Genomic DNA, 26876 nt, shown 5'->3' with positions numbered 1-26876 from the left:
CCCTCTGGAGGATCCATGCGTAGTGCCGTGCTCGTCGACGTCGTCCGTTCGGCGTCGGGTAAGGGCAAGGCCGGTGGCGCCCTGTCCGATATCCACCCGATCGATCTGCTGGCCGAGGTACTGCGGTCGCTGGTGACGCGGAACGATATCGACCCCGTCCTCATCGACGATGTCATCGGCGGCTGTGTAAGCCAGGCCGCGGAACAGGCCGGCAATATCACCCGCTCCGCCGCGCTGGCGGCGGGTCTGCCCGAATCCACCCCGGCCACCACGGTGACCCGCGCCTGCGGTTCGAGCCAGCAGGCAGTGCATTTCGCGGCGCAGGGCGTGCTGGCAGGCTCCTACGAGGTGGCGATCGCCTGCGGGGTGGAATCGATGAGCCGGGTGCCGATGGGTACCGCACCGATGGGCCGGGATCTGGTCGGGGCGGGGCTCGCCCAGCGGTACCCCGAGGGCTGGATCGGCCAGGGGGTGGCCGCCGAACTGGTGGCACAGAAGTACGAGCTGACACGCGACGATGTCGATCGGTACGCCCAGGAATCGCATCGGCGGGCCGCGGCAGCCGCTGCTGCCGGGCATTACGGCCGTGAGATCGTCCCCGTGCCGGTACCGGGTGGCACGCACGAGACCGACGAAACGATCCGCGCGGCAACCACTCTCGAAAGCCTGGGCAAGCTGCGAGCCTCGTTCCACTCCGAGGACTCGGACCGGCGTTTCCCCGGCCTGGCCTGGATGATCACGCCGGGCAACTCTTCGCCGCTCACCGATGCAGCCGCCGCTACTCTGATCATGTCGGAGGAAAAGGCCGCGCAACTGGGGCTCACCCCACGCGCCCGCTTCGTCGACTTCACAGTCGCCGGCGACGACCCGCTCTACATGCTCACTGCGCCGATCCCCGCGACCCGCAAACTTCTCGACCGCACTGGCCGCACCCTCGACGAGATCGATGTCTACGAGGTCAACGAGGCATTCGCGTCCGTACCGCTGGCGTGGGCACGGGAATTCCATGCCGACCCGGCCCGGCTCAACCCCGCCGGCGGCGCCATCTCGCTCGGCCACGCGATCGGGGCGTCGGGTGTACGCCTGCTGGCCACCATGGTGGGCGAACTGGAACGCATCGGCGGCCGCTACGGCCTGCAGACCATGTGCGAACACGGCGGTATGGCCAACGCCCTGCTCATCGAACGTCTCTGACCGAAAGGCATACACGTGGACATCAACGGCAAAGTCACCCTTGTCACCGGGGGCGCGTCCGGGCTCGGTCTGGCGACCGCCCGGCAGGTGCTCGATCAGGGCGGGAAAGTCGTCCTGCTCGATCTGCCGACCTCGAACGGGGCGGAGGTCGCTGCGGAGCTCGGCCCGGACGCCCTGTTCACGCCCGCCGATATCACCGACGAATCCGCGGTGGTGGCGGCGCTCGACGCGGCCGCAGAATTCGGTGAACTGCGTGCGGTCGTCAGCTGCGCCGGAACCGGCCGGTCATTGCGCGTCGTCGGCCGACAGGGTGTTTTCCCGCTGGACGTGTTCACCCGGGTTGTCACGATCAACCTGATCGGCACGTTCAATGTGGTGCGGCTGGCCGCCGAACGGATGTCGCGGCTGGATGTCGACGGGGAGGAGCGCGGCGTCATCGTGACGACGGCCTCGGTCGCCGCTTTCGAAGGCCAGATCGGCCAAGCCGCGTATGCCGCCTCCAAAGCCGGTGTCGCCGGGATGACGCTGCCGCTGGCCCGGGATCTGGCCTCGCTGGCGATCCGGGTCGTGTCGATCGCGCCCGGACTGTTCAACACCCCGCTGCTGGCGGGCCTGAACGACGAGGCGAAAGCCTCGCTGGGCGCCCAGACCCCTCATCCCGGCCGGCTGGGCGATCCGCGGGAATTCGCTTCGCTGGCCGCGCATATCCTGTCCAACCCCATGCTCAACGGTGAGGTCGTCCGGCTGGACGGTGCCATCCGGATGGCACCGCGCTGATGGCGACGCCCGCGCCCCACAAGGAGGAACAACCATGACGGCTCCGGAACTTCCGCTGGAAGGTAAGGTCGCGCTGGTCACCGGCGGCAGTCGCGGACTCGGCCGCGAAATGGTGCTCGCGTTCGCGCGGGCCGGCGCCGATACGGTCATCGTCAGCCGCAAACTGGACAGCTGCGAGAAATTGGCCGCAGAGGTCACGGCGGCCACCGGCCGCCGGGCCCTGCCCGTCGCCTGCCACGTCGGCGACTGGGATGCGCAGGACCAGCTGGTCACCCGCGTCTACGAGGAGTTCGGCACGGTCGATGTCCTGGTCAACAACGCCGGGATGTCGCCGCTGTACTCGAGCCTCGAGGAGATCTCGGAGGCGCTGTTCGACAAGGTCTTCGACGTCAACCTCAAAGGCGCGTTCCGCCTGACGACCCTGATCGCGCCGCGGATGGCCGCCGCCGGTGGCGGTTCGATCATCAATATCAGTTCGATCGCCTCGGAGCGTCCCACTCCCGACGACCTGCCGTATGCGGCCGCCAAAGCCGGCCTGAACATCCTGACCAAGGGTTTCGCGCAGGCCTACGGGCCGGCGGTGCGGGTCAACGCGATCATGGCCGGGCCGTTCCTGACCGATATCAGCAAGGCCTGGGATATGGACGCGGTCGCCGAGAAACTGAAGGCGCTACCGCTGGGCCGCGCGGGTGATCCCGGCGAGATCGTCGGCGCCGCGCTCTACCTCGCGGGGCCGGGCTCCACCTACACCTCCGGCGCGATCATCCCGGTCGACGGCGGCCGCACCGCGATGCGCTGACCGCGCGCAGAACTCTTTTCAGAAAGGAACCAGGATATGAGCTGGGGATTCGAGACCGACCCCGAGTACCAGCAGGTGCTCGACTGGGCCGACGAATTCGTCACCCGGGAGGTCGAGCCGATCGACCAGGTCATCACCCATGCATGGGATCTGCAGGATCCGTTGCGCCGGAAATTGATCCCGCCGTTACAGGACAAGGTTCGTGAAAAAGGGCTGTGGGCGACACATCTCGGGCCCGAACTGGGCGGACAGGGATACGGTCAACTGAGACTGGCTCTGCTCAACGAGATCGTCGGACGCACCCACTCGGGGCCGATCGTGTTCGGCTGCCAGGCTCCCGATTCCGGCAATACCGAGATCCTCGCGCACTACGGCACGCCCGAACTCAAGGAGCGGTATCTCGCGCCGCTCATCGAGAACACAATCGTTTCGTGTTATGCCATGACCGAACCGCAGGGCGGTTCCAATCCCGTCGAATTCGAGACCACCGCCGTCCTCGACGGTGACGAATGGGTGATCAACGGCGAGAAATGGTTCGGTTCGAACGCGCGGTTCGCCTCCTTCTTCATCGTCATGGCCGTGACCGATCCCGAGGCCGAACCGCACCGGCGGCTGTCGCAGTTCATCGTTCCGGCCGAGACGCCGGGGCTGGAGATCGTGCGCAATACCGGCGTCTGGGGTCACGATTACGAAGTCGGCACCCACGCCTACACCCGCTGGACCGATGTGCGGATCCCCAAGGACCACATCCTCGGCGGAGTGGGGCAGGGGTTCGAGGTGGCGCAAACCCGGCTGGGTGGTGGTCGTATCCATCACGCCATGCGCACGGTCGGCCTGGTGCGGCGTTCGCTGGACATGATGCTGGAACGAGCCGTCTCGCGGACCACGCGCGGCAGCCGGCTCGGCGATAAACAGCTGGTCCAGGAGATGATCGCCGATTCGTGGTTGCAGCTCGAACAGTTCCGGCTGCTGGTGTTGCGTACCGCGTGGCGGATCGACAAGGAGAACGACTACCGGAAGGTCATCAAGGACATCGCGGCGGTCAAGGCCGCGATGCCCAAGGTGTTGCTGGACGTGACCTCGCGGGCCGTACAGCTGCACGGTTCGCTGGGCGTATCCAAGGAACTTCCGCTGGGTAAATGGCTTTTCGAGGCGTATCACATGGGTCTCGCGGACGGTGCCACCGAAATCCACAAGATCGGTTTGGCCCGCCAGCTGCTGCGCGACGCCACACCGCATGACGGACTGTTCCCCAGCTACCACCTGCCGGCGCTTCAGGACGAGGCCCGGGAGAAGTTCGCGGCCGAACTGAGCGCCCTCGCGGATTAGGACACCCGCTTGTCAGCGGGCCGAGTGCCCCGGCCGGTGGCCGGGAACCAGCGCGACCGCCACGGTCGTCGGCAGCATCAGGGTGCTGCCGCGGAGCGTATCGGTGGCGGGTACTCGGCCCGCTATCGGTGCGTGTGCCGGAAGCTACCTCGAGGTAGTCAAGGCAAATGATTCGCATGAAATCTTGACTTAACGCTAATTCAGGCGAATGATATGCACAGCTTCGGTGACGTGGATCACGACCGAAGTACCTGCGGTCGCGCCGTGTGGTCACTCCCACCCGCCACCGCGTTCCATCCCTCAAATCCTGCGGAGTTCACATGAGCGCATCAGCGCGCGCTTCGGGCGCGCGGCCCAACCGGCTGCGGCTCCTGATCGAGGTCCCGGCAGTCATCGTGCTCTTCGTCATGATGATCCATGTGACCGCCAACGCCCTGCTCCGGGCGTTCGCCTCGAGCCCTATCCAGAACACCCTCGAGATCACGCAGTACATCTATCTGCCGATCATCGCGCTGCTCGGGTTCATTGCGGCCCAGCAACGTGGCGAGCACATCGTCGCGGACCTGGTCACGCACTACTTCCCGCGCCCGGTCCGCCGGGGAGTCCTGTTCGCCGGATACACCGTGGCCCTGATCGTGTCCGCCGGTTTCGCCTGGTTCGGGCTGGAAGAAGCCCTGCACGCCCGGGAGATCGGTCAGACCGCGGGCGTTTCGACGGTGGTGTCGTGGCCGGTGCTGTTCCTCGTGCCGGTCGTCTTCGCCGTACTCACCGTTCAGTTCGGCATCGCCGCCGTACGGGCGTTGCGCGGCGCCGAAGACGAGGACGGGGACGGGGACGCCACCGTGGCCGGCGATATCGACGGCGAGATCCAGGCCGGGCACAGCAGTACGGTCCCGACCGGCACGACATCGGATTCGGAGAAGAAATGACCACCGCCGCTGCGCCCGCGGAGAACGCGGGCACTCGCCCCCTCACCCCACCGCCGGTCGGGCCGAGCCGTAAACACCTGCTCCGCTCGTGGTCCGTTTTCGGTGTCCTCGTCGCGGTGCTCCTGGCCACCGTTGCGGCGATGTTCATGCCGCTGAAGCCGCAGGCGATCGGGTGCGCGGCCCTGGTAATGATGCTGACGCTGCTGCTCCTGCGGCTACCGGTCGCCCTGACGATGATCATTCCGTCGTTCGCGGGGCTCTATGCGCTTCGTGGTGAGAAAACCGTGGCCAGTGCGCTGTCGTCACTGCCGTACCACCAGGTCGCCAGCTGGACTCTCAGCGTGGTGCCGATGTTCGTCCTGATGGGCCTGCTGATGTGGCGGTCCGGCCTGACCGCCAACCTCTACGCGGTCGCGCGGCATTGGCTCGGGTGGCTGCCCGGCGGTTTGGCGGTGGGCACCAATGTGGCCGGTGCGGGCCTGGCGACCGTCAGCGGTTCGACCACCGGGACGGCGTATGCGCTCGGCCGGATCGGTATCCCGGAAATGCTCAAGGCCGGTTACGACCGCCGTCTCGCGCTCGGCGCGGTGATGGTCGCGGGCCTGCCCGGCCAGCTGATCCCGCCGAGCATCCTGCTCGTCCTGTATGCGGGAATCGCGGAAGTCCCGGTCGGTAAGCAGCTGCTCGCGGGGATCGGCCCGGGCATCCTCGTCGCGATCCTGTTCACCATCGCGATCGTTCTCTATTCGGTCTTCGGCAAGGATCTGGCCGGACCGAACCGAGGCCGCAGTACCGTAAGCGTGTCCTGGAAGGAGAAGATCACCGGCCTCGGTCAGGTGTGGCCCATTCCCGTGCTGATTCTCGTGATCGTGGGGGGCATGCTCTCGGGCGTCTTCACCGCGACGGAGGCAGGTGCGGCGGCGGCACTGTGCTCGGTGGGCGTGCTGCTGCTGTGGAAGCGCAAGACCGGCGGTGCGCTGCGGGCGCTCGCCGACGGTGCCGTCGGCACAGTGTCCACTGTGGGCGCGGTATTCCTGCTTCTGCTGGGCGTCGAGGCACTGTCGCGAATGATGACCCTGAGCGGTATCAGCAACGGTTTCGCGGACCTGATCGCGGGATGGGAACTCGGCCGCATCGAGTTCCTGCTGCTGATGGTCGTGGTCTACCTGGTGCTCGGGGCGTTCATGGACCCCCTGCCGATGATGGTGTTGACCGTTCCGATCCTGATTCCGACACTGGAGAGCCTGGATATCTCGCTACTGTGGTTCGGGGCGTTCACGGTGTTCATGGGCGAACTGGCGATTCTTTCGCCGCCGGTCGGTGTGCTGGCGATGGTCATTCACTCGATCGCCAAGGATCCGGAGGTGAATCTCGGCCGCAACATCCCGTTGAAGGATGTTTTCGTCGCCGCACTGTGGTTCCTGCCCATGGCTATCGCGGTGGTGTTGCTCCTGATCTTCTTCCCGGAGATCTCGACATTCCTGCCGGACAGTTCGAGCGCGGGCTGATACCGGTATTCCCGGGAAATATCAGGTAGTTCGGCCGGAGCGGATTCGCTCCGGCCGAACTGCTGTTACGAGCGGGGATGTTCGGCGAGGACTCCGGCATCGGTGAGTGCGGTGATCTCGTCGTCGTTCAGCGCGAGTACATCCCGCAGGACCGAGCGGCCGTCGGAACCCAGATCGGCGGCCGGTCCGGTCCGCAGATGGGCACCGTCGAACGACGCGGGCAGGGCGGCGGCGAGGTACTCGCCGATCCGCGGCTGGGACAGCGCGGCGAACAGCGGATTGCTCTCCAGGTCGCCGGACCGGACGACCTGCTCGAAGGTGCGGTACCGCTCGTGCAGCACCGAGCCAGCGGCGAGCGCGCGACCGACCTCGTCGGCATTGTGGGTACGGAACCAGCGCGCGAACAGGGCGGTGAGCAGATCCCGGTGTTCGAAACGGTCGCTTTCCCGTTCGAAATCGGCGCCGAGGGCGGTTGCCAGCGCGGCGACGGTTTCCCGGGTACCGGTGAGGGCGGTGAGGTCGCGGAAATGGCGCGGTGTCAGTGCGACCACCATGAACCGCGCGCCGTCGGCGGTGACGAAATCGGTGCCGTAGGTGCCGTAGACATCGTTACCGGTGGCCGGCCGGGCGCTCCCGTTGACCTGTACCTCCGTGAGATATCCGAGGGTGCCGGCGGTCGCGAGCGCGACATCTTCGAGGGGAAGGACGATCCGCGACCCCGCCCCGGTGGTGGACCGGCGGTGGACCGCCGCGGTGATCGCGAGGGCGGCATGCAATCCGGCGGCGATATCCCAGGCGGGCAGTACATGGTTCACCACGCCGTCGTGGTCGTCCGGCCCGGTGATCTGCGGGAAGCCGAGGGCGGCGTTGACGGTGTAGTCCACGGCCGGCCGTCCGTCGCGGCGGCCCAGCAGTTCCAGGGTGATGACATCCGGGCGCAAACCGGACAGCGCGTCGTGGCTCATCCACGACCGGCCGCCTGTATTGGTCACCAGGATGCCGCCACCCGGGCCCGGTGCGGTCACCAGACGCTGGACGATGTCCTGTCCGGCATCGCTGCGCAGATCGAGGGCGAGCGAGCGTTTGCCGCGGTTGAGGCCGGTCCAGTAGATCGATTCCCCGGTGTCTGTCAGTGGCCAGCGGCCGGTGTCGGCGGCACCGCCGAGCGGGTCGATCCGGATGACCTCGGCGCCGAGCTGGCACAGCGTGAGCCCGCACAGGGGAGAGGCGACGAAACTCGAGATCTCGACGATGCGGAGTCCGGTGAGGGGGCGGTCGGGAGTGTGTTCGGGTGCGGTCATACCGGTCTGTCCTTCTGTCGTACGGCGGCTGAGCTGGGCGAATCGTAATTAATGATAATAAATCACACCATAGTATTGACATGCATCTTTATCGGCAGCAATACTGCCTGCATGGCCACCATTTCGGCAGTCGGTCCGGAAGATTTCGCTGACATCCTGGCGCAGACCCGTGCGTTCATCCGCAAGGAAGTGCTGCCGCGTGAGCAGGAGATCGCGGATACCGACAGCATTCCCGACGATATCCGCAAGAACGCCGCGGCGATGGGCCTGTTCGGCTACGCGATCCCCCAGGAGTGGGGCGGTCTGGGGCTGGACCTGACCCAAGACGTCGAACTGGCAATGGAATTCGGCTACACATCGCTGTCGCTGCGGTCGATGTTCGGCACGAACAACGGTATCGCGGGCCAGGTGCTGGTGGGCTTCGGTACCGAGGAACAGAAATCACGCTGGCTCGCCGGTATCGCATCCGGAGAGGTCGTCGCCTCCTTCGCCCTCACCGAACCCGGCGCGGGATCGAACCCCGCAGGATTGCGCACCAAAGCGGTCCGGGACGGCGACGACTGGGTGATCACCGGCGAGAAGCGGTTCATCACGAACGCCCCGCTGGCCGATCTGTTCGTCGTCTTCGCGCGCACCCGGCCCGCCGACGAGAACGGCACCGGGATCGCGGTGTTCCTGGTCCCTGCGGCGACACCGGGTGTCGAGGTCGCGCCGAAGGACCGCAAAATGGGGCAGGAGGGCGCCTGGACAGCCGATGTCCATTTCGCCGATGTCCGGGTGCCGGAGGCGGCACTCGTCGGCGGTAGCGAGGATGTCGGGTACCGGGCCGCGATGACCTCGCTGGCGCGGGGTCGCGTGCATATTGCCGCCCTGGCCGTCGGCGCGGCCCAGCGTGCGCTCGACGAATCCGTCGCCTATGCCGCGACCGCCACCCAGGGCGGAACACCGATCGGGGATTTCCAGCTGGTACAGGCGATGATTGCCGATATCGCCACCGGTGTCCTGGCGGGTCGCGCGATGGTGCGGGAGGTCGCCGCCCGGTATGTCTCCGGCGCGGACCGGCGGACCGGCCCGTCGGCCGCAAAACTCTTCTGCACCGAAATGGTCGGCAAAGCAGCCGATCTCGCGGTGCAGATCCACGGCGGTTCCGGTTATCTGCGGGAGGTCGCCGTCGAACGGATCTACCGCGATGTGCGGTTGCTGCGGCTGTACGAGGGTACGAGCGAGATCCAGCGCCTCATCATCGGTGGCGGTCTGGTGAACGCCGCCAAGAAATCGGCCACGGCTGGAGGGCGCTGATATGCAGTCCCACGCAGTAACCGGCGATACCGGACTACCGCTCGCCGGGTTCACCGTCGTCAGCCTCGAACAGGCCGTCGCGGCTCCTATCGCGACCCGGCACCTCGCCGATCTCGGCGCCCGGGTGATCAAGATCGAGCGGATCGGTGAGGGCGATTTCGCCCGTAACTACGATGCCGCGGTGCACGGGCTCGCCTCGCATTTCGTGTGGTTGAACCGCGGTAAGGAATCGCTGTGCGTCGACCTCAAGGCCGACGCGGGAATCGCCGCGGTCCGCGCGCTGATCGCCGGGGCGGACGTCTTCGTGCAGAATTCCGCGCCCGGCGCGGCAGAGCGGCTGGGGCTGGGCGCGGAGGAGCTGAGCGCCGATCATCCCGAACTGATCGCGGTCAATATGTCCGGGTACGGAACCTCGGGCCCGTTCGTGGACCGCAAGGCCTACGATATGCTCGTCCAGGCCGAAACCGGGCTCGTATCGATCACCGGGACCCCTGAAACGGCTACCAAGACAGGTATTCCGACCTCCGATATCGCGGCCGGGATGTATGCCCTGTCGGCGATCCAGGCGGCACTGCTGCGCCGGGAACGGACCGGAACGGGCGCGATCATCGATATCGCGATGTTCGACGCGACCGTCGAATGGCTCGGTCATTCCATGTACATGCAGATGTACCAGGACGTCCAGATCAAACGGATGGGACTGTCGCACGCCTCCATTGCGCCCTATGACGCCTACCCGACCCGGGACGGGCAGATCCTGATCGGCGTACAGAACGACCGGGGCTGGCGCACCCTGGTCACCGATGTGTTCGAGCGCCCGGATCTCGCCGATGACCCGCGGTTCGCGACCAATATCGAACGGGTGCGGCACCGGGCCGAGGTCGACGCCGAGGTCGGTGAACTCACCGGGGGGTTCGATACCGCCGATCTCGACGACCGCCTCGCGAAAGCGGGTATCCCGGCCGCGCAGCTGGGCGATATGAAGGATTTGATCGCCCACCCCCAGCTGTCGGCCCGGGATCGGTGGCGCGAGGTGCAGACCGAGGCCGGACCGATCCGTGCTGTGTTGCCGCCCATGACCTTCCGCGATATCGAGCTGCGGATGGGTGCGGTGCCTGCGCTGGGGGAGCAGACCGATGCGGTGCTCGCCGAAATCGGCTTGGACGCCGAAGGTATCGCGGAACTGCGTTCGGCCGGAATCGTGCAGTAGCGCGCGCTCGCGCGTCGTATTCACAGATCAACGATTGGAGCGGCAGTGGGACTGCTGGCAGGAAAGGTCGCCGTCGTCACGGGGGCCGCGCAGGGGATCGGCCTGGAGATCGCGCGCACCTTCGTCGGTGAGGGGGCCCGTGTTGTCGTGGCCGATATCAACGACGATGCCGGTGCGCGGGCGGTGGCCGAGCTCGGCGGGGCGGACAATGCCGCGTACGTACGTTGCGATGTGCGCGACGGTGCCGCGGTGGCAGACCTGGTGGAAACCGCCGAGGACACGTTCGGTCCGCTCGGTGTCTTCGTGAACAACGCGGGGATGACCCGGGACGCGACCATGCGCCGGATGAGCGAAGCGGATTTCGACGATGTCGTCGCGGTGCACCTGAAAGGCGCGTGGAACGGTACCCGGGCGGCCGCGAACCGGATGCGTGAGCACGGGGCGGGGGCAATCGTGAACATCTCCTCGCTGTCGGGCAAGGTGGGCCTCGTCGGGCAGACCAACTATTCGGCCGCCAAGGCCGGAATCGTCGGTCTCACCAAGGCCGCGGCCAAGGAGGTCGCGTTCAAGAATGTGCGGGTCAACGCCGTACAGCCGGGGCTGATCCAGACGCCGATGACCGAGGCCATGCCCGAGCGGATCTGGGAGCAGAAGATGGCGGAGATCCCGCTGGGACGTGCGGGCCTGCCGAGCGAAGTCGCCTCCGTGGTGTTGTTCCTGGCCAGTGACCTGTCGAGCTATATGACGGGCACGGTGCTCGAGGTGACCGGTGGCCGGTTGATGTGACCCGCTGCCGGACGCGCCGGCAACCGGCGGGTCATGGGATGAAACCTTGCCTTAATTCATGACTATGATTATGGTGAACTGGCGAACGTTTCGCATCCCGGTAGGCGTGGGACGCAAACCCCGTACTGCCGGTGCACACCACAGCGAAGGAGTGAGGATGTCCGACAACACCGCAGGTACCGAGGCCGGTAACGGCAGCCGGTTGCGCTGCAACGAATGCGGCTCGGAAGCAATCGTCACGACCGCCGGCGGTTCCGCGCTGAGCTGCTGCGGCGTCGCACTCGAGGTCACTTTCGCCGGTCGCTGACCGCATCAGATCCAGGAGAAGCCCCGATGAACGAAACCGGTAAGCGCTACACCTGCGCCACCTGTTCTACCCAGGTCATCTGCGTCAAAAAGGGGGAAGGCGGTTTCACCTGCCACGGCGCGCCGATGGAACTGCTCACCGCCAAACCGCTGCCCTCGTCCGACTAGGACCACGGCACCACTCGGAAGTCATGTGCCGCGATATCGCGCGCCCCGGGCGGGCGCGGGCGGTGCGGCAATCGTGTAACAGAAGGAGTCTCTGATGGCTGGTCCACTCGACGGACTCGTCGTGATCGACGCGAGCTGGGGAATGCCCGCGGCCATCTCGACGATGCTGCTCGCCGACTACGGCGCCCGGGTCGTCAAACTCGAACGTCCCGGCGGGCCGGCCGATGCGGATTCCGTCCTGCGGAAATCGACCGATCGCGGGAAGTGGAGCGTCGAGGCCGATCTGGGCACTCCCGAAGGCCGCGCGATCGCCGAACGACTCGTAGCCGGTGCGGACGTATTCGTCGAATCCTTCGGCGCGGGCCGGGCCGATGCGCTCGGCATCGGCTACGACGCATGGCACGAGAAATTCCCGGAACTGGTGTACTGCTCGGTCACCGGGTACGGCACCGACGGCCCGCTGGCCGACCGTCCCGGCTACGAAGCGCTGCTCAACGCACGGCTCGGCCAGATGGCCGAACAGCAGGGACATCGCGACGGGCCGGTCTTCATGGGGCATCCCACGGTGTCCTACGGGACGGCGTTCATCACCACGATCGGCATCCTCGCCGCGTTGCGCGCCCGCAAGGTCAACGGCACCGGGCAGAAGGTCGACACATCCCTGCTGGACGGCATGCTGGCCATCTCGTCGATGAACTGGTGGTGGAACGAGCAGGACATCTCCTATCTCGCCCGCAGCGGCAACCAGAAGGGTTTCGGCAACAAACGGCTCATCACCGACCCGTTCCAGTGCGCGGACGGTAAATGGCTGATCCCGCACACCGGTGGCCCGGGCTCCTACAAGCGGATGATGGATCTGCTGGGCTTCGGCGAGCAGACACAGACCATCGCCGGACCGGAGATGGCGGTACCGCTCGACGACGTGGAACTGGATATCGCCCGGAACAAGGTGCCGGAAGCGTTCCGCTCCCGCCCGCGCGACGAATGGCTCGAACTCTTCCACGCCGCCGATATCGCGGCCCTGCCCGTGCTGCATCCCGAAGAGACCTTCGCCGACGATCAGGTGCGGTTCGCCGAAATCGCGGTCGATATCCCGGATCCCGACCACGGCACCCTCCGTCAGATCGGCCCGGTCGTCCGTTTCGAGAAATCCGACCCGGGCACGCCGGATCCCGCCCCGCGCGTCGGTGCGCACAACGGCCGGATCGACGAGATCTCCCGTTCGCCGCAGTGGGCGCCCGCGCCGACCGGCGACCCGGTGGCCGCACCGTTGCAAGGTGTGCGCATCCTGGATTTCAGCTCCTACTTCGCCACCGGTTTCGGTTCCCGGCTGCTGTCGGATCTCGGCGCCGAGGTGATCAAGATCGAACCGCTGGCCGGCGACCAGATGCGCCCGCTCGGCGATCTGTTCGAAGGCGCCAACCGCGGTAAGCGCACCATCGCACTCGACCTGCGCTCCGCCGAAGGTCAGGAGATCGCGCACCGCCTCGTTGCCGAGGCCGATGTGGTGATGCAGAACTATCGTCCCGGCAAGGCCGAGAAGATCGGCCTCGGCTACGAGCAGTTGAAGGCGATCAACCCCGACCTGATCTACGCGTACCTGCCCGGATTCGGTTCCGCGGGGCCGAAATCCACGCTGAAATCGTTCGCTCCGCTCGTCTCGGGCCTGGTCGGGCTGAACTTCGAAGGAGCCGGCGAGGGGAATCCGCCGATCCGCCGGGTGATCGGTAACGAAGACCTCTACAACGGGTTCCTCGGCGCCGTCTCCGTGCTGCTGGCCCTGCACCATCGGGCCAATACCGGTGTGGGACAGTACGTCGAGAGCCCGCAGCTGCATTCGAGCCTGTTCGTGATCAGCGAGCACTGCGCCACCGTGGACGGCGCCGCGGTCCCCGCGCATCGGCTGGACGCCGAGCAGATGGGTCTGTCGCCGCTCTACCGGCTGTATCGCACGATCGACGGCTGGATCGCGATCGCGGTGTTCGGTGACGCGGCCTTCGGCAGGCTCGTCAGTGCCCTGAACCTGGGCGATCTGGCCGCGGATACACGGTTCGCGACCACCGCCGACCGGACCACGCACGCCGACGCACTGGCCCAACGGCTCACCGAAAGGTTCACCGAACTCACCAGCGCCGACGCGTTCGCGGTGCTGGACGGCAACCAGGTGCCCGCCGAGATCCCTCTCGACTATCCGATCATGCCCGAACTGCTGTGGGAGGAATGGGCCCTCGACTCGCAGCGAGTGGTCGAACACCACCACCCGGAATACGGCTGGTCGCGTGAGGTCGGCATGGTGATCCACCTGTCCGATACGCCCGGCCGGTTCAAGGGCGGCAGCCCCCGGCTCGGCGAGCATTCGGCCGAGATCCTGGGCGAAATCGGCTATACCGCCGACGAGATCACCGCACTGATGGCGACCGTGTGTGCACTGCCCACGGCCGCGGCAAAGGAATCCTGAACCATGGATATCACCTATCCCGCCGAAGCGGAGGCGTACCGCGGAAAGATCCGGGCGCTGCTCGAATCGAAACTGCCGCAGGGGTGGCGCGGTATCGGGGCGCTGGCGGAATCCGAGCAGGAAGAATTCCTGACCAGCTGGCGCAAAGTACTCTCCGACAACGACCTGCTCGCTGTCTCCTGGCCGCAAGAGTACGGCGGGGCCGGGTTGTCGAGTATCGAGCAGGTGGTGCTGAACGAGGAGCTCATGCGGCTCGGGGTACCGGACGGCACCGAAAACGACACCCTCGGTATCAAACTGCTCGGCAACACCATGACCGTACTCGGCACCGAGGAACAGAAGCAGTACTTCCTGCCCCGGGTGCTGTCCGGCGAACACGTCTGGTGCCAGGGCTATTCGGAACCCGAAGCCGGTTCGGACCTCGCCGGGATGCGGACGCGCGCCGTCCTCGAGGGCGACGAATGGGTGATCAACGGCCAGAAGACCTGGACCTCCCAGGGGCACCGGGCCAATTGGATCTTCGTGATCGCCCGGACCGATCCGGCGGTGGCCAAACACAAGGGGCTGTCGTTCCTGCTGGTGCCGATGGACCAGCCGGGGGTCGAGGTACGCCCGATTGTCAACGCGGCGGGCTATGTCGCCTTCAGCGAGGTGTTCTTCACCGACGCCCGGACACCGGCCTCCTATGTTCTCGGCAGGGTCGGCGGCGGCTGGAATACGGCCAACACCCTGCTCGGTTTCGAGCGCGGGGTGCGCGCCACCACCGACGCCGTCCGCTTCGGCCGCGAGGTCGAACGGCTCATCGAACTGGCCCGGGAACGCGGTCTCACCTCCGACCCGCGGATCCGCGCCGAACTGGCATGGTGCTGGTCTCGGGTGCAGACCATGCGTTTCCGCGGTTACCGCGCGCTCACCAAACTGCTCAACGGTGGTTCCTACGGTGTGGACGGTTCGTTCTCCAAGGTGATCTGGAGCGAATTCTTCCAGCGGCTCACCGAGGTCGGAATGCAGATTCTCGGCCTCGAGGTGCTCACCCCGACCGGCGGCGGCAACGACGGCATGCTGGTGACCCCCAATCCCGGCGCCGACAATTCGTCGCGCTGCTGGACCGATATCGCGCTCTACGCCCGCGCCGCCACCATCTACGGCGGTAGTTCGCAGATCCAGCGCAACATCATCGGCGAACAACTGCTCGGGTTGCCGAAGGAGCCCCGCCTCGACGGCGGGCCCTTCCAGGACATCGGACGCCGTAAGAGCGCCTGACTCGCTGCTTTCCGCCATCACCGTGGCGGAACGGAAGAACGGAAAAGTTTCACCGTGTACTTCGCTTTCGACTCCGACCAGGAGGAGTTCCGGAGCTCGCTGCGCCGTCTCCTGTCCGAACGTGCCCCGATGACCCGCGTGCGCGAGGTCGCCGAACACGGCACCTACGATGCCGAGACCTGGCAGTTGCTGACCTCGAACATGGGGATCCCGGGCCTGCATATCGCCGAGGAGTTCGGCGGCGGTGGATTCAGCGTCCTCGAAACCGCGATCGTCGCCCAGGAACTGGGCCGTGCGCTCACCCCGGTGCCGATGCTCGGCACCACCGGCGCCATCGAAGCCGTCCTACGGCTCGGCAGTGCCGAACAGCATCGTGCGCTGCTGCCGGAACTCCTCGACGGCAGTGCGATCGGCGCCCTCGCGCTCAGCGGAGCAAAGGACACCACGGTCGCCGCCGCGCGGGTACGCGCCACCGGCGACCCCTCCGCCCCGCTGCTCACCGGCCGGCTCGACTACGTCGCCTTCGGGCACGTGGCCGACCTGCTGGTGGTGCCCGCGCTGACACCGGCCGGGGACACGGTGGGTCTGTACGTCATCGAATCCGGGGCGGCCGGTGTGCGCATCACCGCCCAACCGTCACTGGACCCGACCCGGCCCGTGGCGACCGTCGAGCTGACCGATACCCCGGCCGCGCTGCTGGGGTCGGATCCGGAATCGATCGGCCGCGTTGTCGATCTGGTGCGCACACTGCTCGCGAACGAGGCCCTCGGCGCGGCCGAGGCCGTGCTGGAAATGGCGGTGACGTACGCCAAACAGCGCGTCCAGTTCAACCGCCCGATCGGTTCGTTCCAGGCGATCAAGCACAAATGCGCCGATATGGCGATCGCGATCGATGCGGCGCAGGCGACGGTGATGTACGCGTCGATGTGCGCCGAATCGGATAACGAGGAGTTCCCCCGCGTCGCGGTGATGGCGAAATCGCAAGCGGCGGAGTGCCTGACGTTGTGCGCGTCGCAGAACATCCAGATCCACGGCGGTATCGGGTTCACCTGGGAGGCGGACCCGCATCTGTACTTCCGCCGGGCCAAGGCCACAGAGCCTCTGTTCGGAGACCACGCCCACCACACCGATCTGCTGGCCGATCTCGTCGGTATCTGATCCGCGCTTCCCCACGATCCGGCCGGTGCCGGTCCGGCAGTGCGGCCGTGACCGCGGCGATGGCGGTCCGGCGACTATCGCGCAATAACCATCTCTCCCTGGATGAGGGTGATGCGCACCGCGTCCGCGGTGGGGTGCAGGAACATTTGCTCGATCGGCCGGTCCAGCAGTACCAGATCGGCCGGCGCGCCCGCCGCGACGGTGCGGGCGGGGCCGCCCGGATCGTGCAGGGGCGCGAGGTAACGGCCGAGAGCCGAGGACGCCCCGAGTACTTCGGTGGCACCCACCACGACTCCGTCGGGCGCGCGGCGCGCTGCGGCCGCGGCGATGACCTGCCAGGGGTCGAGCGGTCCGTACGGGGCGTCACTGGAAAGTGCCAGCCCCACACCACCCTCCGTCAGACTCCGGCAGCGGTAGAGGTCCGGGAGGTCGTCGGCTTCGATCCGGCGCCGGTAGTCGTCGCCGCGATCGGCGAGGAAACCCGGCTGGGTCACCACGGTGATCCCGAGCCGGTGGAGGGTGGCGATGGATTCCGCCGGAATCAGCGCCCCGTGCTCGATCCGGTCGCCCGGAAACGCACCGGTTTCGTCGAATGCGGCGAGCAGGATGAGCAGCGCTTCGCGGCTCACGCAGTGCACGGCGACCGGCCGGCCTAGGGCGTGGGCGTGTGCGATGGTGCCCACGAGGGTGTCGATGTCGGGCAGCCCGGAATCGGCCACCACGATCTTGTACGCGCCGGTGGTGACTTCGGGCCCGCCGGTGTGACCGAGCGGAACACCGAGGAGATTCAGCCGCTGGGGGAGCGCGCCGGTCCGCCTCGCCGCAATCAGCCCGGCAAGGGAGGCCTGCGGTAGATCGGGGGTGGCGTCGGTGATTCCGGTGATCCCGTAGCGGGCGAGCCGGGTACCGATTTCCGTGAGATCGGGCGGGCCGGTATCGGGCAGCCGCGACCGCAGCCAGGTATCCGCGCGCCAGACCCGCCCCGTGGCGCGCCCGGACTCATCGCGCTCCACTCCGGGTTCGGTCGCCGTCTCGAGCCCCACGAGGCGGGCGGCGGTGGAATTGAGCGTCCACATCGCGCCGCTGCGATGCTGCATGCGGACCGGGCGGTCACGGCACAGTGTGTCGAGCCCGGCCGAATCGAGTAGCCCGGCGACAGTTTCGACATAGCCGACTCCCCGGATCCATCCGTCCCCCGGCGCCGCGGTGAGTGCGCGGGCGAGGTGGCCGGCGGTGCGCACCTGCGGGGGGCCGCAGCGCACCGAGTTCGTATCCGCGGCCATGGCATGGAGATGCAGGTGGTGGTCGTGCAGCCCCGGCAGTAGCGCCCCGCCGTCGGCATCGAGAGTGGGAAGGCCGGTCACCGGCAGGCCGGGCCCGACCGCGGCGACGGCGCCACCGCGGATCAGGACGTCGGCACGGTTCCCTGCGGATATCTCCGCACCGCGGATCAGTAGCTCCGTCATCCGGGCCGCACACCCAGTTCGGCGAGAACGGCGGCGGTCTCCCGGCCACTCTCGGGGGCCACGCCTCTCGGCTCGCGCCGGCGCGGAGCAACGACGGCCGAATCGTCGGCCGGCACGGTGGTCGAGCCGGAATCGAGGGTCGCGGCGACCACCGCCGACATGGAGATATCCCATAGATGGCCGGAACCGTCGGCAGGCGCCGACATGGCCAGGACCGCCGCGGTCAGGCCCGTCAGCGGATCGGCGATCGCATCGCCCACGAACAGTGGTGTGTTCCGGTCGGGTCGCGCCACCAGGCCCGCGGTCGCGGCGATATCGTCACCGAAACCGATCCGGTTCGAGGCCCTACCGTGCGCGGTGATCGATATCCACGTTCCGCCGGAGCCGGCGAATTCCGCCGCGTCCAGCCCGAAACCGGCGAGCGCACGCGGCCGGGACGCCTCGATCACGATATCGGCGGATTCGACGAGCTCCCGCAGGGCGCGACGCTGTATATGGTCACCGGGATCGAGAACAACGGATTCGTGACCGCCGTGCAGCAGCCGGTAGAACTCGGGGTCTCCGCGGCGGGCGCCGTCGGGCCGGGCCGGAGTCTCGACCTTGATGACGCGGGCACCGGCCAGCCCGAGTAGATGGGCGCACAGCGGGCCTGCCCACAGCGCGCTGAAGTCGACGACGCGCAGGCCGGCCACCGGGCGGGCAGCGAACGGTTCCGGGACCTTTGTGGTGACGGTATCGATCGGGCCCGCGGCCAATCCCAGGAGTTCGGCGCGTTCGGCGAGTTCGGCGCCGGTATGCGTGCGCAACCAGTCCGCCACAGCCGGCCACGGATCGTCGCCGATATCGGCGCAGACGAGGGCGCCGAGGAGAACGGGGTCGTCCGGGCGGGCACAGCTTACGGCGGCCCAGCCGTCGGCGGTGGGCAGCAGGCGGCAGTGCCGGCCGGCCGATATCGTGCCGCCGCGACGGGAGCCGGTGAAAGCGGCGCGTTCGGACAGCAATCGCGCACCGTCCAGGCGGACTCGGCCGTCGGTTGTTGTCGCGATCCGGTCGGTATGCCGGCGGGCAGTCGATGCCGCGGTTCCCGGGGGGATGAGCGGCGGCCCGTCGGAATGCCCGGTGAGCGTGGGTATACCGCTGTCCAGCCAGTCGCGCACTCGCTGCGAGTTTTCTCCTGCCGCCTCGGACACCGTCCGATGCTACCTCACACTAATAATCATGCGCAGGGATAATTGAGGCGCATAGATATTGACATGGCTGAAATTCAGACGCATGATTAGCATCATCACAGTGAGGCGGCTCACTCTTATTGCGAGGGTTGTGTGCACGAACCAACCCGCTCGCATCGTGTTCCAGCCGTCAGTTCCATTCGAGGGAGACTCAGTGTCGAAGTTCTTCACCCGTGCGGGCACGGCCGGTCGTGTCGGTGCTCTCGCTGCAGCCGGTGCGCTCGTGCTCGCCGGCTGCGCCGAATCGAGCCTCGGCGGCGCGAACGGTGGCGGTACGAGTGTCGCCTACGGTGCCACCAAAGCCGAGTACCAGGCAGCCTTCGCGGATATGGACACGATCCTGCTGCATACACAGTCGCCGGGTGCCAAGGGATCGGTCGCCGGGTCGTTCGTGGAGAAGTATGTCGACGCCGTGGAGGACTGGTCCGGCGGCAAGCTCACCTTCGAGGTCGCCTACTCGGATGCCATCGCCAAAGCCACCGAGATCGACGACGCGATCGGCGACGGCCGTCTCGATATGGGCCAGGTACTCACCGTGTACGAGCCGAAGGAGTTCCCCGCGTCGGCCGCGCTGCTCGACGCCGGGGTGCTGTCGGATCAGGGCGTGGTCACCGGCACCATGCAGTCCAATGCGTGGCCGGCCGAGGTGGCGTTCTCGACGCCCGAGATCGTCGCCGAGTTCGAGGACAAGGGCCTGCATTTGATGATGCCCGCCTACAACGCCGGCGTGAACGCGCTCTTCTGCGCGGAGCCCACCACCGGCCTGGGCGATTTCGCGGGCAAGAGCATCTCGGTGGGCAGTACGGTGGCAGGCGAGCAGGTATCGGCTCTGGGCGCTACCTCCACATCCGTCGCCTACACCGAGGCCTACGAGGCGTTGCAGCGCGGAGTCATCGACTGTGCAATGGTCAGCCCGTCCGCCGCGCAGATCGGCGGCCTGATCGAGGTGGCCCCGCATACCGTGATCGATCCTGCGGCCGGGCTGGCCGTCCCCACGGGCAATATGGTGTTCAACTCCGACCTCTGGGACAACCTGCCCCTGGCCGCCCGGCAGCTGCTGTGGGACCGGCTCGACGTCTTCCTCGGCGCCTCCATCGAGGACAAGATCTGGCCGGTGACGGCGAATGTCGTCCAGGAGATCGAACAGTTCGGCGGAGCGGTCGCACCGTTCGCCGGTGACGCCGGTGCGCGGCTCACCGAGGCCAACGACAAGATCGTCGACGGTATCGCCGAGAACTCGGCCCTGGACGGGGCGGCATTCGCGACCGCGGTCCGGGAGAAAACCCGGAAATGGAGCGATATCATCGCCGATCTCGGCTACGAGAACGACACCGACTACAACGGTTTCGGGGAATGGTTCAGCCCCGGGAAGATCGATATCGACCCCTACGTTCAGCGAGTCTTCGAGGAAGTCCTCCTCGACCGGCGGCCGGCCTGATCCGGCCGTGCCGGCGGTCTCGTGCCTGATCGGGCCGGCTACCGGTCGCAGAGATCGGGCGACTCGATCGTCTACCTCGTAGCCGAAGAAAGCCCGGGAGGACAGCATCCTCCCGGGCTTTCCGCATTCGATCAGAAAGCGCTGCGGCCACCGTCGACGGTGTAGATCCCGCCGGTGACCCAATTCGCCTCGTCGCTCGCAAGGAACAGTGCGGTCGCGGCCAGATCGTCCGGGGTGCCGAGCCGGCGCAGCGGGAAACGGGCGGCCGCGTCGGCATCCAGTGCGGCCTGGTCGGCATCCGGCTCGGCCGCGCCGCGGTCCACCCGCGACCGATAGACCAGCGGGGTGGGGATGGTACCCGGGCAGATCGCGTTGACGCGCACGTTGTCGGGGCCGTACGTGACCGCCATCTGCTTGGTCATGGCGATGACTCCGCCCTTCGCGGCGGTGTAGGGGAAGATCCCGGGCAGGCCGATGAGTCCGCCCATACTGGCCTGATTGATGATCGATCCGGCCCGGCGTTCGATCATATGGGGCAGCGCGTACTTCGAGGTGAGCCACACACCCTTGAGGTTGATCGCGATAACCCGATCCCACTCGTCCTCGGTCGTATCGGCAGCGTTGCCCGCGCCGTTGATCCCGGCATTCGCGAACACGATATCGAGCCGGTCGAACTCGGCGAGTGTTTCGGCGATCATGCGCCGGGAATCGGCATCGGAGGTGACGTTCGCGGTCACCGGCAGTGCGTGCCCACCCGCCGTGGTGATCTCCGTGGTAACGGATTCGGCGGCCGCGGGATCGAGGTCGACGACGGCAACTGCCGCGCCCTCGGCGGCGAAGCGTAGCGCCGAGGCGCGGCCGAGTCCCGAACCCGCGCCGGTGACGAGGGCGATCTTGCCGGCCAGACGTCCGGTCGTACTCATGGTGAAACCTCTCGTGAGTAGGTGGGTATCAGGCGAACAGGGCGGTGAACCGCCAGTCCAGCACCGGGGCGGGGGCATCGTCGCCGCGATGGGCGTATACGCACGACCGGAGGTCGAGCGTGCCACCGCCGCCGGGTAGCGCTTCGGCGGCCTCGACGTGCAGCGAGCTGGTGAGGGTGTCGCCTTCGTGGACGGGGCCGGTGTGGTCGCACGACTGCCAGCCCAGGACGGTCACCATATCGGGTAGTGCGCGACAGGCCTGGGCGAGCGCGAGGCCGATCGTATGACCGCCGTAGACGAGGCGCCCGGCGGCCCCGGCCCGCTCGTCGTGATGGGTCGCGGCGATATTGAGGGTCAGTCTGGCCAATTCGGGTGCGCCGCTGACGACATCGCCGCTGGAGGTGAAGGTCGTGCCGACCAGCGATGGATCGAAATGGGTGCCGGGTACACGCGCACGGTAGGCGGCCAGATCCAGTTCTACCGGGGCGCTGTGTGGCGGTGCAGTTTCCGGCCCGAGGGCGGAGAGGTCGTCGGTGTGCACAGGTGCGGCCGGATCGGCGTTTTCACGCAAGGGCAGCATGGCGCAGCGGTGGTAATCGAGAACTGTCGCGCCGTGCTGGTCGGTCGTGGTGATCCGCAACGCGGCCAGGCCGGTCGGCCGGCGCCCCGGCTTCGCCGAATTATGCTTCAGCCCGGCCACTTCCGTGGCGGTATGCAAGGTATCGCCGATACGTGGCAGCCGGTGCAGCCGCAACCCCCGATAGAACAGATTGGCCTTGACATGGTGGGTGGCCAGCGTGGACTGCCCGATCGACAGATCGGCCACGAGCCCGGGATGCGCCACCGGGGCTCCGGCGACGGCGGTGGCGAGATGCGCGTCCAAGGGCAGGCGGAGCCGGTCGCCGAGGATGCTCTGGTGGACGGCGGCGAGCCCGTCGGTGAGCGTGACCGCAGGTGCGGTATCGAAGATCTGGCCGACCGCCAGTTCGTCGAAGTACGGTCCGCCGACGGCGCGCACGGTATTACTGCTCATCGCCGGCTCCGGTCATCGAGAGGGTGCGGCGGGCGGCCACCGCGACGGCCTCGTCCAGCATTTGGCCGTCCAGCTGAGCGGCTCCCGCGCCTCGGGCGGCGGCTTCCGCGAGTGTGGCCAGCACGCGCCGCGCCTGCTCGGCCTGTTCGGCGGTCGGGGTGAACGTGGCGCGCACCGTGGTGACCTGGGCCGGATGGATCACCCATTTTCCGTCGAACCCCAGGTCGGCGACCCATTGCGTCGCCTCCCGGAAAGGCTCGTCGTCGGCGATACCGAGGTACGGCCCGTCGACGGCTTGGATACCGGCGGCCCGGGCGGCGTGCAGTACCCGGTCCTGGACGAACAGCCATTGCTGCGGGGTCGAGGTGCGGGTCCGGCCGAGACCGGCACCGAGATCGGCGTACCCGATCACGACCGCCGCCAGGCGTGGACCGGTGACGATCTCGTCGATGGCGCCGACCCCGGCCGGTGTTTCGATCAGTGCCTGTACGGCCATGTCGGTCCCGGCGCCGAGCGCGGAATCGGCGGCGACCAGGTCCGCACGGCTCTCCACCTTCGGGATCACGATCGAGGTGAGAGCGTCACCGAGCGCGGCGCAGGCCGCGAGGTCCTCGGCGAACCAGTCGGTCGCCCGGCCGTTCACGCGGATCGAGACCGGCCGGGTCCGCCCGTATTCCCGGACCAGTTCCGAGACCAGGGACCGGGCGTCGGCCTTCAGGGCAGGAGTGACGGCGTCCTCGAGGTCGAGAATCACCTCGTCCGCGCTGCCGGTGAGCGCTTTCCGTGCTTTCTTCTCGTCGGAGCCGGGGGCGACGAGTGCGGCTCGTCGGCGGATGATTCTCACGGGCGGTTCCTTCTCGATCGTGCGCTACCTGCATGGATATTCACCGGTCCGGGCCGCTCGTGCCCGGCGAACGGGAGGGGCGGCTCGCAAACGAAGACCATGCATATGCTTATCATGATTGACATTTTCTTTCAGCCGGTCGACTATGGCCGTACAGATCTCCGCGGGCTCGCCGGGCCCGCCACACGGTGAGGACGTCGCGCGTGAGCTACTACCTGAACGACGAAGAAGCGCTGCTCGTACGAACGGTGCGCGAGTTCATCGATCGTGAGGTGAAACCGTCGGTACAGGAGGTCGAGCACGCCAACCGGTACCCGGAGGCGTGGATCGACCAGATGAAGCAGATCGGTATCTACGGGCTGGCCGTACCGGAGGAATTCGGCGGCACCCCGGTCTCGATGCCGTGCTACGTGCAGGTCACCGAGGAACTGGCCCGCGGCTGGATGTCGCTGTCCGGCGCGATGGGTGGCCATACGGTCGTCGCGAAACTGATCGGGCTGTTCGGCACCGAGGATCAGAAGAAGCAGTATCTGCCGCGGCTGGCCACCGGCGAAATCCGGGCGACCATGGCGCTGACCGAACCCGGCGGCGGCTCGGACCTGCAGGCCATGACCACGCACGCGAAACGTGACGGCGACGATCTGGTGATCAACGGGGCCAAGACCTGGATCACCAACGCGCGGCGGGCCGGGGTTATCGCCCTGCTCTGTAAGACCGACCCGGCCGCGACTCCGCGGCACCGGGGGATGTCGATCGTGCTCGTCGAACACGGGCCCGGACTCACGGTCTCCCGGGACCTGCCCAAACTCGGCTACAAGGGCGTCGAGAGTTGCGAGCTGTCGTTCGACGGTTACCGGATCACCGCGGACGCGATCCTCGGTGGCGTGCCCGGTAAAGGTTTCGGGCAGATGATGAAGGGGCTCGAAACCGGCCGGATCCAGGTGGCCTCCCGGGCGCTGGGTGTTGCCGCGGCCGCCCTCGAGGATTCGCTCGCCTACGCACAGCAGCGGGAGAGCTTCGGCGAACCGATCTGGAAGCACCAGTCGGTCGGCAACTATCTGGCCGATATGGCCACCAAACTCACCGCCGCCCGCCAGCTCACCCGTCATGCGGCCGAAATGTACGACCGCGGTGAACGCTGCGATATGGAAGCCGGGATGGCGAAACTGTACGCCTCCGAGGTGGCGATGGAGATTGCCCTCAACGCGGTCCGCATCCACGGCGGGTACGGGTACTCCACCGAATACGACGTCGAACGCTATTTCCGGGACGCCCCGCTGATGATCGTGGGCGAGGGCACCAACGAGATCCAGCGCAATGTGATCGCGGCCCAGCTGGTCGCGCGCGGGGGTTTGTGAACATGCGGGTTTTCCGGGGAATCGACGAGGTGGCGGCCGCCGTCGGCACCCACCTGGGCTACAGCGACTGGGTCGAGGTGACCCAGGCCCGGATCGACACCTTCGCCGACGCGACCGGCGACCACCAGTGGATCCACGTGGATCCCGAACGGGCGGCCGCGGGCCCCTACGGCAGCACGATCGCGCACGGGTATCTGACACTGTCGCTGCTGCCCGCACTGGGTGCCACGATCTTCGATATCGACGGCGTCCGGATGAAGATCAACTACGGCATGAACAAGGTCCGTTTCCCCGCGCCCGTTCCGGTGGGGTCGAAGATCCGTTGCGGCGCCCGGCTGGAATCGCTGGAACGGACGTCCAAGGGCGCAAACCTGATCACCACGTACACCATCGAGATCGACGGCGCGCAGCGTCCGGCGCTGGTCGCCGAGACCATCCGCGTCCTGGTCGACTGAGGAGCGAATTCCCCATGACACGCGCAGCATTGGTGGCGCCCGTCCGCACCCCCGTGGGCCGCTTCGGCGGAGCGCTGAAAGATATGCCGGCCGTGACCCTGGCGACCACCGTCATCAAAGAAACCGTCGCGCGATCCGGAATCGATCCCGAACGTATCGACGATGTCGCCCTGGGGCAGTCGTATGCCAACTCGGAAGCCCCGTGTATCGGCCGCTGGGCCGCCCTCGACGCCGGACTGCCGATCTCGGTCGCCGGATTGCAGACCGACCGCCGCTGCGGCACCGGCCTCCAGGCACTGGTGACCGCCGCCATGATGGTGCAGACCGGTGCCGCGGAGGTCGTACTCGCCGGCGGCGTGGAATCGATGAGCACCATCGAGCACTACACGACCGGCGCGCGCTGGGGCGCCAAATCCGGTGGGCTGCAACTATTCGACCGGCTCGATCGCGGTCGCGAACGTTCCCAGCCGGAATGGCGATTCGGCCGGATCAGCGGAATGATCGAAACCGCCGAGAACGTCGCGGCGAAATACGGGATCACCCGCGCGGAATCCGATCGGCTCGCCGCGGAAAGCCATCATCGGGCGCACGCGGCCTGGGAAGCCGGGCGCTTCGACGCCGAAGTGGTACCGGTCGAGGTCACCGACCGCAAAGGTGCGGTGACGGTATTCGCCCGGGACGAGGGCATCCGGCCCGAGACCAGCGCCGACTCACTCGCAAAACTACGATCGATCCAGCCCGATGGTGTGGTGACCGCGGGTAATGCGAGCCAGCAGAACGACGCCGCTGCGGCGGTGCTCGTCGTCGCCGAAGACCGCCTCGACGAACTCGGTCTCGAGCCGATCGGCTTCCTCGAAGGTTGGACGGCGGCCGGCTGCGATCCCGCGCTGATGGGCCTCGGCCCCGTCGCTGCCGTGGAGAAGCTGTTCGCGCGCACCGGCCGTAGCTTCGCCGACTACGATCTGATCGAACTCAACGAGGCCTTCGCCTGCCAGGTCCTGGGTGTGCTCCGCGGGTGGGGCTGGGACGACCGGGACCGGTTGAATGTCAACGGCTCGGGTATCTCCCTCGGCCACCCGATCGGCGCCACCGGTATACGCATGCTGACTACGGCGCTGCACGAACTCGGCCGCCGCGGCGGTGGCCGTGCGCTGCTCACGATGTGTATCGGCGGAGGCCAGGGGATGGCGGCGTCGGTGGCATCGGCCTGAACCTGCCCGGCCCCGGCCGCCGGTCGGCACCACTTTGCAGCGGACGGAACTCGGTCGGCCGCGAATACGACGGCCGGGAGGCACTGGGCCGGGCACCCACCGGTAAGTGCGCCCGCCGGTGCCGGACCCGCCGGTCAGCGGGGTTTCGGCAGCGGGATCGGGTTTCGCCGGGAGCACCGGATCCGGGCAGCGGGATTCCGCGACCGGCACAGTGAGCCCCTCGGCCGACTGGCCGGTCCGGTGGTCGTGCCTCCGCCGGGACGCGGGGTTGCACCATGGCCCGGATCCGGGGACGCATTATCCGGAACACCGGACCACTTGTCTTGCGACGCGCCACTGGTATGGTCGGATTCGTTCTGACACGGGGTGCTCCGCACGATGCGGGGCTGAGATCACACCCGAGAACCTGTCCAGGTAATGCTGACGAAGGGATG

General features: G+C 67.3%; 24 protein-coding genes. 18 read left to right on the top strand and 6 right to left on the bottom strand.

What is annotated here, in order from left to right:
• The first annotated feature begins 15 nt into the window (after positions 1-15).
• The 6 genes from ON22_RS15005 (at position 16) to ON22_RS14980 (ending at position 6536) form a co-directional block, all read left to right on the top strand.
• Positions 16-1194 carry a thiolase family protein gene (locus ON22_RS15005; RefSeq protein WP_033242645.1) on the top strand — a complete coding sequence of 393 codons (1179 nt, stop codon included), beginning with the start codon at positions 16-18 and terminating at the stop codon, positions 1192-1194.
• A gap of 15 nt (positions 1195-1209) precedes the next feature.
• Complete coding sequence (locus ON22_RS15000; protein WP_033242646.1) at positions 1210-1971, top strand: SDR family NAD(P)-dependent oxidoreductase; 762 nt, start codon at positions 1210-1212, stop codon at positions 1969-1971.
• Between the two features lie 34 nt (positions 1972-2005).
• Entirely contained in the window at positions 2006-2770 is a 765-nt protein-coding gene (locus ON22_RS14995; protein WP_033242647.1) for an SDR family NAD(P)-dependent oxidoreductase, read from the top strand.
• A 36-nt stretch (positions 2771-2806) separates the two neighbouring features.
• Positions 2807-4099: an acyl-CoA dehydrogenase family protein gene (locus ON22_RS14990; RefSeq protein WP_033242648.1), complete on the top strand. Its 1293-nt coding sequence runs from the start codon at positions 2807-2809 to the stop codon at positions 4097-4099.
• A gap of 320 nt (positions 4100-4419) precedes the next feature.
• Entirely contained in the window at positions 4420-5028 is a 609-nt protein-coding gene (locus tag ON22_RS14985; RefSeq protein WP_051157668.1) for a TRAP transporter small permease, read from the top strand.
• A complete protein-coding gene (locus ON22_RS14980) occupies positions 5025-6536 on the top strand; it encodes a TRAP transporter large permease (RefSeq protein ID WP_081595593.1) in 1512 nt (503 codons plus the stop codon). Before ON22_RS14985 ends, ON22_RS14980 begins: the two co-directional genes overlap by 4 nt.
• A 65-nt stretch (positions 6537-6601) precedes the next feature.
• Here the strand turns inward: ON22_RS14980 and ON22_RS14975 are convergent, their stop codons facing one another.
• Positions 6602-7837 carry a CoA transferase gene (locus ON22_RS14975; protein ID WP_033242649.1) on the bottom strand — a complete coding sequence of 412 codons (1236 nt, stop codon included), beginning with the start codon at positions 7835-7837 and terminating at the stop codon, positions 6602-6604.
• Between the two features lie 111 nt (positions 7838-7948).
• On the opposite strand from ON22_RS14975, the gene ON22_RS14970 reads away from it, so the two are divergent.
• The 8 genes from ON22_RS14970 to ON22_RS14940 all read left to right on the top strand — a co-directional run bounded on the left by ON22_RS14970 (position 7949) and on the right by ON22_RS14940 (position 16485).
• Positions 7949-9136: an acyl-CoA dehydrogenase family protein gene (locus tag ON22_RS14970; protein WP_033242650.1), complete on the top strand. Its 1188-nt coding sequence runs from the start codon at positions 7949-7951 to the stop codon at positions 9134-9136.
• 1 nt (position 9137) lies between these two features.
• The gene (locus tag ON22_RS14965) at positions 9138-10346 is read left to right on the top strand and encodes a CaiB/BaiF CoA transferase family protein (protein WP_033242651.1); all 1209 of its coding nucleotides are present in this window, start codon (positions 9138-9140) and stop codon (positions 10344-10346) included.
• A gap of 45 nt (positions 10347-10391) precedes the next feature.
• Positions 10392-11132 (top strand): 3-oxoacyl-ACP reductase FabG, encoded by a 741-nt coding sequence (gene fabG / locus ON22_RS14960; RefSeq protein WP_033242652.1) that lies wholly within the window; start codon positions 10392-10394, stop codon positions 11130-11132.
• Between the two features lie 157 nt (positions 11133-11289).
• Entirely contained in the window at positions 11290-11439 is a 150-nt protein-coding gene (locus tag ON22_RS36710; protein ID WP_156052224.1) for a hypothetical protein, read from the top strand.
• Positions 11440-11465: 26 nt separating this feature from the next.
• On the top strand, positions 11466-11606 hold the full coding sequence (locus ON22_RS36705; RefSeq protein WP_156052225.1) for a hypothetical protein: 141 nt from the start codon (positions 11466-11468) through the stop codon (positions 11604-11606).
• A 94-nt stretch (positions 11607-11700) separates the two neighbouring features.
• A complete protein-coding gene (locus ON22_RS14950; protein WP_033242654.1) occupies positions 11701-14064 on the top strand; it encodes a CaiB/BaiF CoA transferase family protein in 2364 nt (787 codons plus the stop codon).
• 3 nt (positions 14065-14067) lie between these two features.
• Positions 14068-15327 carry an acyl-CoA dehydrogenase family protein gene (locus ON22_RS14945; protein ID WP_033242655.1) on the top strand — a complete coding sequence of 420 codons (1260 nt, stop codon included), beginning with the start codon at positions 14068-14070 and terminating at the stop codon, positions 15325-15327.
• A 54-nt stretch (positions 15328-15381) separates the two neighbouring features.
• Positions 15382-16485 carry an acyl-CoA dehydrogenase family protein gene (locus ON22_RS14940; RefSeq protein WP_033242656.1) on the top strand — a complete coding sequence of 368 codons (1104 nt, stop codon included), beginning with the start codon at positions 15382-15384 and terminating at the stop codon, positions 16483-16485.
• 74 nt (positions 16486-16559) lie between these two features.
• Here the strand turns inward: ON22_RS14940 and ON22_RS14935 are convergent, their stop codons facing one another.
• Positions 16560-17951: an amidohydrolase family protein gene (locus ON22_RS14935; protein ID WP_033242657.1), complete on the bottom strand. Its 1392-nt coding sequence runs from the start codon at positions 17949-17951 to the stop codon at positions 16560-16562.
• Positions 17948-19141: a CoA transferase gene (locus tag ON22_RS14930; RefSeq protein ID WP_033242658.1), complete on the bottom strand. Its 1194-nt coding sequence runs from the start codon at positions 19139-19141 to the stop codon at positions 17948-17950. The genes ON22_RS14935 and ON22_RS14930 overlap by 4 nt, the downstream gene beginning before the upstream one ends.
• A gap of 193 nt (positions 19142-19334) precedes the next feature.
• Here ON22_RS14930 and dctP point away from each other — a divergent pair, with 193 nt between their 5' ends.
• On the top strand, positions 19335-20618 hold the full coding sequence (dctP, locus tag ON22_RS14925; RefSeq protein WP_051157651.1) for a TRAP transporter substrate-binding protein DctP: 1284 nt from the start codon (positions 19335-19337) through the stop codon (positions 20616-20618).
• Between the two features lie 131 nt (positions 20619-20749).
• Here the strand turns inward: dctP and ON22_RS14920 are convergent, their stop codons facing one another.
• From ON22_RS14920 to ON22_RS14910, 3 genes are read right to left on the bottom strand one after another with little or no spacing between them, the layout of a single operon-like run.
• Positions 20750-21541 (bottom strand): SDR family NAD(P)-dependent oxidoreductase, encoded by a 792-nt coding sequence (locus tag ON22_RS14920; RefSeq protein ID WP_033242659.1) that lies wholly within the window; start codon positions 21539-21541, stop codon positions 20750-20752.
• Positions 21542-21569: 28 nt separating this feature from the next.
• Positions 21570-22574, bottom strand: a complete 1005-nt coding sequence (locus ON22_RS14915) for a MaoC family dehydratase (protein ID WP_033242660.1) — start codon at positions 22572-22574, stop codon at positions 21570-21572.
• Positions 22564-23418, bottom strand: coding sequence for an HpcH/HpaI aldolase/citrate lyase family protein (locus tag ON22_RS14910; RefSeq protein ID WP_033242661.1), 855 nt, complete (start codon positions 23416-23418; stop codon positions 22564-22566). Before ON22_RS14910 ends, ON22_RS14915 begins: the two co-directional genes overlap by 11 nt.
• 203 nt (positions 23419-23621) lie before the next feature.
• Here ON22_RS14910 and ON22_RS14905 point away from each other — a divergent pair, with 203 nt between their 5' ends.
• The 3 genes from ON22_RS14905 to ON22_RS14895 are packed head-to-tail and all read left to right on the top strand — an operon-like array spanning position 23622 to position 26442.
• Positions 23622-24776 carry an acyl-CoA dehydrogenase family protein gene (locus tag ON22_RS14905; RefSeq protein WP_033242662.1) on the top strand — a complete coding sequence of 385 codons (1155 nt, stop codon included), beginning with the start codon at positions 23622-23624 and terminating at the stop codon, positions 24774-24776.
• A gap of 2 nt (positions 24777-24778) precedes the next feature.
• A complete protein-coding gene (locus ON22_RS14900) occupies positions 24779-25231 on the top strand; it encodes a MaoC family dehydratase (protein WP_033242663.1) in 453 nt (150 codons plus the stop codon).
• A gap of 14 nt (positions 25232-25245) precedes the next feature.
• Positions 25246-26442 carry an acetyl-CoA C-acetyltransferase gene (locus ON22_RS14895; RefSeq protein WP_033242664.1) on the top strand — a complete coding sequence of 399 codons (1197 nt, stop codon included), beginning with the start codon at positions 25246-25248 and terminating at the stop codon, positions 26440-26442.
• Positions 26443-26876: the final 434 nt, after the last annotated feature.

The sequence above is a fragment of the Nocardia carnea NBRC 14403 genome (genome assembly GCF_000308515.1).
GTDB lineage: Bacteria > Actinomycetota > Actinomycetes > Mycobacteriales > Mycobacteriaceae > Nocardia > Nocardia carnea.
Note: the sequence above shows the minus strand (reverse complement) of the source record. Positions and strands in the feature narration are given on the sequence as shown.

Bases quoted from the DNA above. Each gene is read 5' to 3' on its own strand.
- ON22_RS15005 (WP_033242645.1), top strand. From the start codon at position 16: ATGCGTAGTGCCGTGCTCGTCGACGTCGTCCGTTCGGCGTCGGGTAAG.
- ON22_RS14995 (WP_033242647.1), top strand. From the start codon at position 2,006: ATGACGGCTCCGGAACTTCCGCTGGAAGGTAAGGTCGCGCTGGTCACC.
- ON22_RS14990 (WP_033242648.1), top strand. From the start codon at position 2,807: ATGAGCTGGGGATTCGAGACCGACCCCGAGTACCAGCAGGTGCTCGAC.
- ON22_RS14985 (WP_051157668.1), top strand. From the start codon at position 4,420: ATGAGCGCATCAGCGCGCGCTTCGGGCGCGCGGCCCAACCGGCTGCGG.
- ON22_RS14980 (WP_081595593.1), top strand. From the start codon at position 5,025: ATGACCACCGCCGCTGCGCCCGCGGAGAACGCGGGCACTCGCCCCCTC.
- ON22_RS14975 (WP_033242649.1), bottom strand. From the start codon at position 7,837: ATGACCGCACCCGAACACACTCCCGACCGCCCCCTCACCGGACTCCGC.
- ON22_RS14970 (WP_033242650.1), top strand. From the start codon at position 7,949: ATGGCCACCATTTCGGCAGTCGGTCCGGAAGATTTCGCTGACATCCTG.
- ON22_RS14965 (WP_033242651.1), top strand. From the start codon at position 9,138: ATGCAGTCCCACGCAGTAACCGGCGATACCGGACTACCGCTCGCCGGG.
- ON22_RS36710 (WP_156052224.1), top strand. From the start codon at position 11,290: ATGTCCGACAACACCGCAGGTACCGAGGCCGGTAACGGCAGCCGGTTG.
- ON22_RS36705 (WP_156052225.1), top strand. From the start codon at position 11,466: ATGAACGAAACCGGTAAGCGCTACACCTGCGCCACCTGTTCTACCCAG.
- ON22_RS14950 (WP_033242654.1), top strand. From the start codon at position 11,701: ATGGCTGGTCCACTCGACGGACTCGTCGTGATCGACGCGAGCTGGGGA.
- ON22_RS14945 (WP_033242655.1), top strand. From the start codon at position 14,068: ATGGATATCACCTATCCCGCCGAAGCGGAGGCGTACCGCGGAAAGATC.
- ON22_RS14935 (WP_033242657.1), bottom strand. From the start codon at position 17,951: ATGACGGAGCTACTGATCCGCGGTGCGGAGATATCCGCAGGGAACCGT.
- ON22_RS14920 (WP_033242659.1), bottom strand. From the start codon at position 21,541: ATGAGTACGACCGGACGTCTGGCCGGCAAGATCGCCCTCGTCACCGGC.
- ON22_RS14915 (WP_033242660.1), bottom strand. From the start codon at position 22,574: ATGAGCAGTAATACCGTGCGCGCCGTCGGCGGACCGTACTTCGACGAA.
- ON22_RS14900 (WP_033242663.1), top strand. From the start codon at position 24,779: ATGCGGGTTTTCCGGGGAATCGACGAGGTGGCGGCCGCCGTCGGCACC.
- ON22_RS14895 (WP_033242664.1), top strand. From the start codon at position 25,246: ATGACACGCGCAGCATTGGTGGCGCCCGTCCGCACCCCCGTGGGCCGC.